Origin of the sequence: Pseudooceanicola sp. (assembly GCF_029213205.1) — a bacterium.
GTDB lineage: Bacteria > Pseudomonadota > Alphaproteobacteria > Rhodobacterales > Rhodobacteraceae > Pseudooceanicola.
The window spans coordinates 198,257-209,857 of the sequence record NZ_JARGNH010000003.1; the positions used below are offsets into that span (position 1 = coordinate 198,257).

Here is an 11,601-nt window from a genome sequence, read left to right on the forward strand (position 1 = left end):
TAAAGCGTGTTCAGCAACCCTTTCAGAGCTCGCATTTCGCCGTCTGCCGGATTCTCGCCGGTTTCATCCTGCACCGCGCGCCGACCTGCCGGGATCGACGACGATTGCAGTTTTGCCCCGCGCCAAGCCACGCTAATCTCACCCAATGAACAGCCAACCCCGATTCATCCACCTCCGCACCCATACCGAATATTCGCTTCTCGAAGGCGCGCTGCGGCTGAAGAAGCTGCCGGAGATGTGCGACCGGATGGGGATGCCGGCGGTGGCGGTCACCGACACCAATTCGATGTTCTGTGCGCTGGAATTCTCGGTCACCGCAGCGGCAGCGGGGATTCAGCCGATCCTTGGCTGTCAGGTCGATCTGGCCTATCTGCCGGTCGAACCGGGTCAGCAGGCCAAGCCACCGGCGCCGCTGGTGCTGCTGGCGCAGAACGCCGCTGGCTATGCCAATCTGATGCGGCTGTCCTCTTGCCTCTACATCGACCATCGCGGCGAGCTGCCGCATGTGACGCTGGACGAGCTGTCCGCCCATGGTGCAGGGCTGATCTGTCTCAGCGGTGGGCCGGACGGGCCGGTGGGTCGGCTGCTGCGCGCCGGTCAACGCGGCGCCGCCGAGGCGCTGATGCAGCGGCTCAAGGCGATCTTCGACGACCGGCTCTATGTCGAGTTGCAGCGCCATCCGGGCGAGGGTGGCCTGCCCGAGGCCGAGCGGCTGACCGAACGCGGCCATGTCGAAATGGCCTATGCGATGGATCTGCCGCTGGTCGCCACCAATGACGTCTATTTCCCCAAGGAATCGATGTATGAGGCGCATGATGCGCTGCTCTGCATTGCCGAGGGCGCCTATGTCGATCAGCAGGAGCCGCGTCGCCGCCTGACCCCGCAGCATTATTTCAAATCCCCCAGCGAGATGGTGACCCTGTTTGCCGACCTGCCGGAAGCGACTGAAAACACCGTTGAAATCGCCCGGCGCTGCGCTGTCGCGGCTGAGCGGCGCGATCCGATCCTGCCGAAATTCGCCGATGACGAGATCGACGAGCTGCGCCGTCAGGCCAAGCTGGGGCTGGCTGACCGGCTGGCGGTGATCCCGCATGCCACCTCGGTCGAAGAGTATGAGAAACGGCTGGAGTTCGAGCTTGGCATCATCGAGGGCATGGGTTTTCCCGGCTATTTTCTGATCGTTGCGGATTTCATCAAATGGGCCAAGGATCACAGTATTCCGGTCGGACCGGGCCGGGGCTCCGGCGCCGGGTCTCTGGTGGCCTATGCGCTGACCATCACCGACCTTGACCCGTTGCGCTACAACCTGCTGTTCGAACGGTTCCTCAACCCGGAGCGGGTTTCGATGCCCGATTTCGACATCGATTTTTGCATGGACCGGCGCGAGGAGGTGATCCGTTACGTCCAACAGAAATACGGCCGTGACAAGGTCGGCCAGATCATCACCTTTGGTGCCCTGCTGTCCAAGGCGGCGGTGCGCGACATCGGGCGGGTGTTGCAAATGCCCTATGGCCAGGTCGATCGCCTGTCCAAGATGATCCCGGTCGAAGGGGTCAAGCCGGTCAGCATCGAACAGGCGCTGGCGCAGGAAGAACGGCTGCGCGACGAGGCCAAGAGCGAAGAGGTGGTCAAACGGCTGCTCGACTACGGCATGCAGGTCGAGGGGCTGTTGCGCAACGCGTCGACCCACGCTGCCGGGGTGGTGATCGGGGATCGCCGGCTCGATCAACTGGTGCCGCTTTATCAGGACCCGCGTTCCGACATGCCCGCGACCCAGTTCAACATGAAATGGGTCGAACAGGCCGGGCTGGTGAAATTCGACTTTCTCGGGTTGAAAACCCTGACGGTGATCCAGAACGCGATTGACCAGATTCACGCTTCGGGCCGCCCCCTGCATGTGGCCGCCGATGGCACCCGGCTCTACGAGCCCGCCGAGGGCGCCGAGAACCAGATCAACGCGATCCCGCTGGACGATCAGAAATCTTATGAGCTTTACGCCGCCGCCAAGACGGTCGCGGTGTTCCAGGTGGAAAGCTCAGGCATGATGGATGCGCTGAAACGGATGAAGCCGACCTGCATCGAGGATATCGTTGCCCTGGTCGCGCTCTACCGTCCGGGCCCGATGGAGAACATCCCGACCTATTGCGAGGTCAAGAACGGCCTCAAGAAACTGGAAAGCATCCACCCGTTGATTGACCATATCCTTGAGGAAACTCAAGGGATTATCGTCTATCAGGAACAGGTGATGCAGATCGCCCAGGTGATGGCGGGTTACAGTCTTGGCGGCGCCGATCTGCTGCGCCGGGCGATGGGTAAGAAGATCGCCGAGGAGATGGCCAAGGAACGCCCGAAATTCGAAAAAGGCGCGATGGAGAACGGCGTCGATCAGGCCAAGGCGTCTGAGGTTTTCGATCTTCTGGAAAAATTCGCCAATTACGGGTTCAACAAATCCCACGCCGCCGCCTATGCGGTGGTCAGCTATCAGACCGCCTGGCTCAAGGCCAATCATCCGGTGGAATTCATGGCCGGGGTGATGAATTGCGATATCCACCTCACTGACAAGCTGGGCGGCTATTTCGAAGAGGTGAAAAAGGCGCTGGCGCTGCCCTGGGTGCCGCCCTGCGTCAATCGCTCGGCCGCGACGTTCACGGTGGTCGACGGCGCGCTGGTCTATGCGCTGGGCGCGCTGAAAAACGTCGGGGTCGAGGCGATGCGGCTGCTGGTCGAGGGCCGGATGGTGGACGGGGTCGACAAGCCCTTTGTCAACCTGTTCGACGTCGCCCGCCGGGTTGAACTGAAGCGTATCGGCAAGCGCCCGCTGGAAATGCTGGCCCGGGCCGGGGCCTTTGATGTGCTCGATCCAAACCGGCGGCGGGTGTTTGACAGCCTCGATGCGCTGACTGGCTATTCGGCGGCGATCTGGGAACAAAAGACCTCGAACCAGGTGTCGCTGTTTGGCGAGGCGGGCGATGATCTGCCGGAACCACGGCTGTCGCCGGTCGATGACTGGCTGCCCTCCGAACGGCTGGCGCAGGAATTCCAGGCGGTCGGATTCTATCTCTCCGGCCATCCGCTCGACGATTACATGGGCGCGCTGAAACGCAAGGACGTCAAGACGCTGGACGAGGTCACCAAGGCGGCACAGGGCGGCCCGCTGGTGGCGCGTATGGCCGGGGTGGTCGCTGGACGGCAGGAGCGTAAGTCGGCGCGCGGCAACCGCTTTGCCTTTGCGCAATTGTCCGACACCACCGGCGCCTATGAGGTGACGATCTTTTCCGACACGCTTGAGGCGGCGCGCGATTATCTGGAAAACGGCTCAAAGGTGGTGCTGACGGTCGAGGCAACCCTGGAGAGCGAGCAGTTGAAACTGCTGGCCCGTGGGATTCAGTCAATCGAGACGGTGGTGGCCGATGCCGGGGCCAGCGGGCTGATGATCTTTGTCGAGGATCCGGCGGCGATCCCTTCGGTCGCCTCGGTTCTGGCCGGGGCAGCGGAAAGCCTGAAACGGATGCCGCGCGGCCCGATCCGGTTCTGCCTGCTTGACGCCGGATTGCCGGGCGAGGTCGAGATCGACACCGGTGTCGAATACCCGGTGACCCCGCAGATCCGCGGTGCGATCAAGAGCCTGGGCGGGGTGATGGCGGTCGAGGAAATCTAGGCCCCCGCTGTCGCGCCGTTCGGCCATCGCACAGAAATGTGGACCGGGGCCGGGCCGGTCGTGTAGGCCGGGCAGGCAAATAGGGGGCTGGTATTGGTGTTGCGTCTGTTGTCGGTGTTCATTGTCTGCCTTGGGCTGGCCGGGTGTGGCAGCTCTCTGGATCAGGTGCCGCGCCTGTCCGAGGTCGATCTGCCCGCAGATGCTGGCCGGGTGTCGGCGCTGGCCGAGCCTGAGGCAGAGGCCCGTGAGTCGCAGGCCACCGAACCGCAGACAACAGAGGCCGCCACGCCGAAACCGCGCGGTCTCTTTGGCTTTCTGCGCCGCAAAGCGCCCGAGGCGGACCCGGTGGCCATGCCGAATCTTGCCGCCCCGGAGCCTGTCACCACGGAGGTGGCCAGCCCGAACCCCGAAGCCAGCCCGGCCCCCGAAACCGGCCCGGCCAAGCCAAAACCAGGGCTGTTCGGGTTCCTGAAATCCGCAAAGCCGCGCGATCCGCCCGTCGGGGCGGCGCCAGTGACGGCCAAGCTGAATGCCGCGGCTGACCCGCCTCCCGCCCCGACTGCCAAGCAACCGGCCACCACGCCGGAACCCCGGCGCGGCCTGTTCGGTTTCCTGCGCAAATCTGGCAACAAGGGTCAGGCGACGCCTGAGGCCGGGTCTGATCCGGCTGCCAGCCCCGCACCCGATGCCACCACAGAGGCAGCACCGCCCACCGCCCGCGCCGGGCTGTTTGCCGGGTTCGGGCGCCGCGCCGCCAAGCCTTTGGAAAAAGACGATCTCTCCGGCCCGCTGGTCTTTGGCCAATTGCGCCGCGCCTGTGGCGTCAGTCGCAGCACCATGGGCAAGCCGGTGGCGAAATACCCCAGCAGCGGCACCCGCTATCGGCTGCTGGACAGTGAGCCGGGCAATATCGGCGTGCATGATTTCTATATCACCGGCTTTGCCGATGGCTGCCCCCGGCAGACCCGCGCCACCTTTGGCATGTTTGGCGATGCGGCGGTGCATGAGACGATGCGCTACAGCGCCGAGTCAAAGTCGCGCGACTGGGGCGCGGTCGACAAGGCCTATGAGCGGATCAAGGGCCGAATCTGCGGCACCAGACGCGGCAAACCCTGCGGCAACCGCATCAGCCAGTTGCAGCGCAGCACCGCGTTTCTGACACTTTATGAAAGCTTTGCCGACGGGTCGCGCTGGGTCGATCTATTGATCCATGACGGTCAGTTGAGCGCCTCCGAGGTGCATCACCCCTGACCGCTGGCCCCCCGGTGCGGTTACCAATGCGGCGGCGGGCTGTCAGCGATATGGACCGAGGATTGCGCCTGTGATTCCCGCTCGGCCTCGCGCTCCATCAACAACTGGACCCGGCGGGCCAGCATGGTGATCTCGCTCTGCTGGCGCGCCACCACGTCGGACAGATCCTCGACCGTCTTATCCAAATGTGCCAATTTTTCTTCGATCACCCGCATCACCACCACCTCAAAATAACCTATTCAAAATCGACTCACCCCAATCCGGCGCATGTAGGGCGTCAGAACAGTTAATAGAGTGTTACCAACAATCCGCCTATGCCCAATGCTTGCTTGCCCCCGGTGCTTAAGCTAGACCGCGCCGCGTAGCCTGACCGGGACAAACGCATGGCCAAGATCAAGAAAACTCCACGCCCCAAGGCGGAAACGCCGAAGGGGTTTCGCGACTACTTCGGCGCCGAGGTGACCGAACGCGCCGAGATGCTGGCGCGGATCGCCGGGGTCTATCATCGCTATGGCTTTGACGCGCTGGAAAGCGCCGCCGTCGAAACCGTCGAGGCGCTGGGCAAGTTCCTGCCCGATGTCGAGCGCCCCAACGAAGGCGTCTTTGCTTGGCAGGAGGGCGAGGAAGAGGGCAAGGGCGACTGGCTGGCGCTGCGCTATGACCTGACCGCGCCGCTGGCCCGGGTCTATGCCCAGCACCGCAACGATCTGCCGACGCCCTACCGCCGCTACGCGATGGGGCCAGTCTGGCGCAACGAAAAGCCGGGGCCGGGGCGCTATCGCCAGTTCTATCAATGCGACGCCGATACCGTTGGCAGCGCCAGCCCGGCAGCGGATGCCGAGACCTGCGCGATGCTGGCGGATTGCCTGGAAGAGGTCGGAATCCCGCGCGGCGACTACCTGATCCGGGTCAACAACCGCAAGGTGCTGAACGGGGTGCTGGAGGCGATGGGCGTCACCGACGCGGCGCAGGCGGCGGACGTGCTGCGCACCATCGACAAGTTCGACAAGGTTGGCGAAGCCGGGGTGCGGGAGCTTTTGGGCAAGGGGCGGCTGGATGCCTCGGGGGCCTATATCGACGGGGTTGGTCTGAGCGATGCGCAAATTGAAATAGTCGTAGGTTTCCTCACGTCAAACCTGATCGTAGAAGAAGAATTGAGGAATGGGCCGCCTGAGCCAGACGGCAGGATCCCGGGTGGTATGGGGGAAACAATTTCCGGGCAACCTGAGGCGACTGAGCATGATGGTAGGGTGTGGAATTGGGCGATATTGGACCATTTGATGCGCTTGGTCGGCTCGACCGAAATTGGTTTTCAGGGGATTAAGGAACTCGGTGAAATTTCTGACTTGCTGGCTGCCCAAGGTTATGGCCCCGACCGCATCACCATCGACCCTTCCGTCGTTCGTGGCCTCGGCTATTACACCGGCCCGGTGTTCGAGGCCGAGCTGACCTTTGAAATCCTTGACGAAAAGGGCCGTAAGCGACAGTTCGGTTCGGTCGCTGGCGGCGGGCGCTATGACGATCTGGTGAAACGTTTCACCGGCCAGGAGGTCCCGGCCACCGGGGTTTCGATCGGGGTGGACCGGCTGCTGGCGGCGCTGCGCGAAAAGGGCCGGGTTGGCGGCACCGAGTCGGGGCCGGTGGTGGTCACGGTGATGGATCGCGACCGGATGGCGGATTACATGGGTATGGTCAGCGAGATCCGCGCGGCGGGCCTGCGCGCCGAGGTCTATCTCGGCAATCCCAAGAATTTCGGCAATCAGCTCAAATATGCCGACAAGCGCGGCTCACCCGCCGCAGTGATCGAGGGCGACGATGAAAAGGCGCGCGGTGTGGTGCAGATCAAGGACCTGATCCTCGGCGCCAGGATCGCCGAGAACGCGACGCTGGAGGAATGGAAGGAACGCCCCTCGCAATTCGAAGTGCCGCGTGACCAGCTGGTGGCCAAGCTGCGCGAAATCCTGGCGGGGCAGGGCTGATGGCCGCTGGTGAGCGCCCGGCCTTTGCCGCGATCCCGGATGCCCGCGCCGCCGCCCGGGCCGAGGCCGCGCGCCTGTCGGCGCGGTTTCAGGACGCCGGGGCGGTGCCGGTGGAAACCGCGGTGCTGCAACCCGCCGCCACCCTGCTGGACCTCTATGGCGAAGACATCCGCGCCCGCGCCTATGTGACCTCGGACGCGCTGCGCGGCGAACAGATGCTGCGCCCGGATTTCACCGTGCCGGTGGTGCAGATGCATATGGCCGACGGTGCCGAACCGGCGCGTTATTGCTATGCCGGTGAGGTGTTTCGCCGTCAGGAAGAGGACGAGGATCGCGCCAACGAATACCTTCAGGTCGGGTTTGAGGTCTTTGACGCCACCCGCCCGCCGGATGCGGATGCCGAGGTGTTCGCCCTGTTCCAGAGCATCCTGGCGCCGCTGTCGCTGCGCGCCGCCACCGGCGATATCAGCATCCTGACCGCGGTGGTGGCCGGGCTGCAAACCAGCGACAAACGCAAACAGGCGCTGATGCGCCACATCTGGCGGCCGCGCCGGTTCCGCGCGCTGCTGGATCGCTACTCCAGCACTGCACCGCTCTCTGACAGCCGCGCCGCGCTGCTCGCTGCCGCCGATCCCTTTGCCGGAACCGGCGCCGAGATCGGGCTGCGCCGCCGCGCCGAGGTGATCGCGCGGTTGGACAATCTGCGCGAAGACGCGGCGGCCGATCCGATCCCGACCGGGATCGTCGCGCTGATCGACGCGGTTCTTGCGGTGCGCGAAAAGATGCCCTTCGCGCTGGAGCGTCTGCGCGATATCGCCGTCGATCTGCCATGGATCGGCGTCGCCATCGACCGGCTGGATGCCCGCGCCACGGCGCTGGCGGATCGCGGGGTCGATGTCGATGCGCTGGATTTCGAGGCCAGCTATGGCCGCACCCATATGGAATATTACGATGGGTTCGTCTTTGGCTTCTACGCTGAAAATCGCCCCGATCTGCCCCCGGTCGCCAGCGGCGGGCGCTATGACGCGCTGACTCGGCATCTGGGCCAGGGCCGGGCGATTCCCGCGGTCGGCGGGGTGATCCGCCCGGGGCTGGTGCTGGAACTGGGGGGGCTGGGATGAGCATCAAACTGGGGGTGCCGTCAAAGGGACGGCTGATGGACAAGACCTTTGACTGGTTCGGCGCGCGCGGCGTGACCCTGGGCCGGGCCGGGTCGGACCGCGAATATGCCGGCCGGGTCGAGGGCGTCGACGGGGTCGAGCTGATCCTGATGGCGGCGGGCGAAATCCCCCGTGAACTGGCGGCCGGACGCATCCATCTCGGCGTCACCGGCACCGATCTGGTGCGTGAGAAACTGGCGCGCTGGGACATGCAGGTCGAAGAACTGGCCGAACTCGGCTTTGGCCATGCCGACCTGATCATTGCGGTGCCGGATTTCTGGGTCGATGTCGAAACCCTCGACGATCTTGACGCGGTGGCGGCGGCGTTCCGGCGCGCGCACGGCTTCCGGCTGCGCATCGCCACCAAATATCACCGGCTGATCCGCGATCACCTGCGCGAGGCCGGGGTCGCCGATTACCAGCTGGTCGACAGCCAGGGCGCCACCGAGGGCACGGTGAACAACGAGACCGCCGAGGCGGTGGCTGACATCACGTCGACCGGCGAGACCCTGCGCGCCAACCATCTGCGCCCGCTGACCGATGGCCCGGTGCTGCGCAGCCAGGCGACGCTGTTTCGCGCGCGAAACGCGCCCTGCGACGAGGGCGACCGCGCCGCCCTGACCGCCCTGATTGACCGGCTCGGCCTCGCCTGATCCAGCTCGACCAGATTGCGCGCCGCCAGCGGCGCATGCCTTGGCTTGGTCGGGGCTCTGCCCCGAACCCCGGAGTATTTGTCGAAAGATGAAGCACGAGCGTGTTTCCAATTCATCTTTCCTAAAATACTCCCGCCGGAGGCTCCGACCGTGTCAGCCGCGTTGCCGCCGGGCTACAGCACCCCGATATCGGCCAGCGCCGCCGAGAGCTCGGGCGGCAGCGCATCGTCGCTGATCCGCGCGACGCTCAGATCCGGCGGCGCTTCGCCCGCTGCCAGATAGCGCCAGCCCTGGAAGGCGCGTTTCGGCGCCGGGGTGGTGCGGATCAGCTCGGGGTCCATCGCGATGGCGCAGCGGCGGATGCCATCGGCGCGGGTGAGCTCGTCCAGCCGCAGGATCCGCTGACGGCACTGGATTACCCCTTTTATTACCCAATAGATCGAACCGCCCGCGATCACCTCGGCCTCGCGCCTTGGCCACATTCTGGTGACATGGCAAGGCAGATCATCGGCGCTGCGCAGGGCACCGGCCGCCTGCCATTCGATCAGCGACTCGACGCTCTCGGTTCCGACGCTAAGTTTCAGCAGATTTACAAAACTCGCCACGATACCCCCAAGATGTTGTGGTAACGCGGTCTATTTCCGCGATATGTTGCTTTCACTTAACCATATCGCAATTGAGGCCATTGGCAACCGGTGCTAGGGTAAGCTTCCCCTGCTGCCGCCACTGGATATTCCCATGACTCGATTTACCGCCCCAATCGCCGAGCAGATCTGGGATGCCAAATATCGGTTCAAAGAGGCCGACGGAACCCCGATCGACCAGTCGGTCGAAGACAGCTGGCGCCGCATTGCCGGGGCGCTGGCCGCGGTCGAGGCCGATCCGGCGGCCTGGGAGGGGCCGTTTTATCAGGCCCTGGAGGATTTCAAATTCCTGCCCGCCGGGCGGATCACCGCCGGCGCCGGCACCGGGCGCAGGGTGACGCTGTTCAACTGCTTTGTCATGGGCACCATCCCCGATTCCCTCGGTGGCATTTTCGAGATGCTGAAAGAGGCGGCGCTGACCATGCAGCAGGGCGGCGGCATCGGCTATGATTTCTCGACCATCCGCCCCAAGGGCGCGGGGGTCAAAGGCGTGGCGGCGGATGCCTCGGGCCCGCTGTCGTTCATGGATGTCTGGGATGCGATGTGCCGCACCATCATGTCGGCCGGATCGCGGCGCGGCGCGATGATGGCGACGATGCGGTGCGACCATCCGGATATCGAGGAATTCATCACCGCCAAGAGCGATGCCGCCCGGCTCAGGATGTTCAATGTCTCGGTGCTGGTCACCGATCCGTTCATGGCGGCGGTCAAGGCCGATGGCGGCTGGGATCTGGTGTTCGACGGCAAGGTCTATCGCACCCTGCAGGCGCGGGATCTGTGGAACAAGATCATGCGCTCGACCTATGATTACGCGGAACCGGGGGTGATCTTCATCGACCGGATCAACGCCGCCAACAACCTCAGCTATGCCGAGACCATTGCCGCGACCAACCCTTGCGGCGAACAGCCGCTGCCGCCCTATGGCGCCTGCCTGCTCGGCTCGGTGAACCTGGCACGGCTGGTGTCCGATCCGTTTTCGGACGCCGCGCAGCTGGACGGCGCGGCGCTGTCGAAACTGGTGCGCACCGCCATTCGGATGATGGACAACACCGTCGATGCCTCGCGCTTCCCGCTGCCGCAGCAACAGGCCGAGGCGCAGGCGAAACGCCGGATCGGGCTCGGGGTCACCGGGCTGGCCGATGCACTGCTGATGCTGGGCCTGCGCTATGGCAGTGACGAAGCCGCCGCGCAGACCGAGCAATGGCTGCACCTGATCGCCCGCGAAAGCTACCTCGCCTCGGTCGATCTGGCCAAGGAGAAGGGCGCGTTTCCGTTGTTCGATGCCGACCCCTACCTCGCCTCCGGCACCATGCAGACGATGGATGCGGATGTCCGCGAGGCGGTGCGCGACCATGGCATTCGCAACGCCCTGCTGACCTCGATCGCGCCGACCGGCACCATCAGCCTCTATGCCGGCAATGTGTCGAGCGGGATCGAACCGGTGTTCGCCTATGCCTACACCCGCAAGGTGCTGCAAAAGGACGGCTCGCGCAGCGAGGAAAAGGTGGTCGATTACGCAGTCAAGATGTGGCAGGACCTGAAAGGCGACGCGCCGCTGCCGGAGTATTTCGTCAACGCCCAGACCCTGGCACCGCTGGATCACGTCAAGATGCAGGCGGCGGCGCAGAAATGGGTCGACAGCTCGATCTCCAAGACCATCAACTGCCCCGAAGACATCAGCTTTGACGCGTTCAAAGAGGTCTATATGGCCGCCTGGGATCAGGGCTGTAAGGGCTGCACCACCTACCGGCCCAATGATGTGACGGGGTCGGTTTTGTCGGTGGAGGAGAAGCCGGTTCATTCTTCGATGGTCGAGCGACTAAGGACATTGATGGAAACAAAAGGATTCAACGCTAGTTCACTTGCTGAAAAGGCCGGCCTCAACTCAACTGGGGTCTACGATATCTTGAGCGGGAAGAGTGTTTCGCCCAAGATCTCAACTCTAACCAAGATCGCGGATGCACTGGGCGTTTCGCTGGGAAAACTGGCTGAGAATAATGACAGCGCCCCCGAAGCCCTCGCCACCTCCGACGACGAACCCAACCACCCCCACGGCGACGTCATCCACCTGCAGGAACCGCTCGACCGGCCGCAGGCGCTTGAAGGCAATACCTACAAGCTGAAATGGCCGGACAGCGAACACGCGATCTATATCACCATCAACGACATCATCATCGGCGGCCATCGCCGCCCGTTCGAGGTGTTCATCAACTCCAAGAACATGGAGCATTTCGCCTGGACCGTGGCGCTGACCCG

At 64.1% G+C, this 11,601-nt stretch carries 8 protein-coding genes; 6 read left to right on the forward strand and 2 right to left on the reverse strand.

What is annotated here, in order from left to right:
- Positions 1 to 145: 145 nt before the first annotated feature.
- Both dnaE and P1U48_RS04575 read left to right on the forward strand, forming a co-directional pair.
- Positions 146 to 3,658 (forward strand): DNA polymerase III subunit alpha, encoded by a 3,513-nt coding sequence (gene dnaE / locus P1U48_RS04570; RefSeq protein WP_301067658.1) that lies wholly within the window; start codon positions 146 to 148, stop codon positions 3,656 to 3,658.
- A gap of 96 nt (positions 3,659 to 3,754) precedes the next feature.
- On the forward strand, positions 3,755 to 4,909 hold the full coding sequence (locus P1U48_RS04575; RefSeq protein ID WP_301067659.1) for a hypothetical protein: 1,155 nt from the start codon (positions 3,755 to 3,757) through the stop codon (positions 4,907 to 4,909).
- 20 nt (positions 4,910 to 4,929) lie between these two features.
- Here the strand turns inward: P1U48_RS04575 and P1U48_RS04580 are convergent, their stop codons facing one another.
- A complete protein-coding gene (locus tag P1U48_RS04580) occupies positions 4,930 to 5,124 on the reverse strand; it encodes a SlyX family protein (RefSeq protein WP_301067661.1) in 195 nt (64 codons plus the stop codon).
- Positions 5,125 to 5,292: 168 nt separating this feature from the next.
- On the opposite strand from P1U48_RS04580, the gene hisS reads away from it, so the two are divergent.
- The 3 genes from hisS to hisG are packed head-to-tail and all read left to right on the forward strand — an operon-like array spanning position 5,293 to position 8,701.
- A complete protein-coding gene (hisS, locus tag P1U48_RS04585) occupies positions 5,293 to 6,888 on the forward strand; it encodes a histidine--tRNA ligase (RefSeq protein WP_301067663.1) in 1,596 nt (531 codons plus the stop codon).
- A 32-nt stretch (positions 6,889 to 6,920) separates the two neighbouring features.
- Positions 6,921 to 8,009, forward strand: coding sequence for an ATP phosphoribosyltransferase regulatory subunit (locus P1U48_RS04590; protein WP_301067680.1), 1,089 nt, complete (start codon positions 6,921 to 6,923; stop codon positions 8,007 to 8,009).
- Entirely contained in the window at positions 8,006 to 8,701 is a 696-nt protein-coding gene (hisG, locus tag P1U48_RS04595) for an ATP phosphoribosyltransferase (protein WP_301067665.1), read from the forward strand. Before P1U48_RS04590 ends, hisG begins: the two co-directional genes overlap by 4 nt.
- 173 nt (positions 8,702 to 8,874) lie before the next feature.
- Here hisG and P1U48_RS04600 read toward each other — a convergent pair whose 3' ends face one another.
- Complete coding sequence (locus P1U48_RS04600) at positions 8,875 to 9,306, reverse strand: DUF1489 domain-containing protein (RefSeq protein WP_301067666.1); 432 nt, start codon at positions 9,304 to 9,306, stop codon at positions 8,875 to 8,877.
- 133 nt (positions 9,307 to 9,439) lie between these two features.
- Between P1U48_RS04600 and P1U48_RS04605 the strand changes: the two genes are divergently transcribed.
- Positions 9,440 to 11,601 (forward strand): adenosylcobalamin-dependent ribonucleoside-diphosphate reductase (locus P1U48_RS04605; protein ID WP_301067667.1); only part of this gene is annotated, 2,162 nt, incomplete at its 3' end.

Bases quoted from the DNA above. Each gene is read 5' to 3' on its own strand.
- P1U48_RS04580 (WP_301067661.1), bottom strand. From the start codon at position 5,124: ATGCGGGTGATCGAAGAAAAATTGGCACATTTGGATAAGACGGTCGAG.
- dnaE (WP_301067658.1), top strand. From the start codon at position 146: ATGAACAGCCAACCCCGATTCATCCACCTCCGCACCCATACCGAATAT.
- hisG (WP_301067665.1), top strand. From the start codon at position 8,006: ATGAGCATCAAACTGGGGGTGCCGTCAAAGGGACGGCTGATGGACAAG.
- hisS (WP_301067663.1), top strand. From the start codon at position 5,293: ATGGCCAAGATCAAGAAAACTCCACGCCCCAAGGCGGAAACGCCGAAG.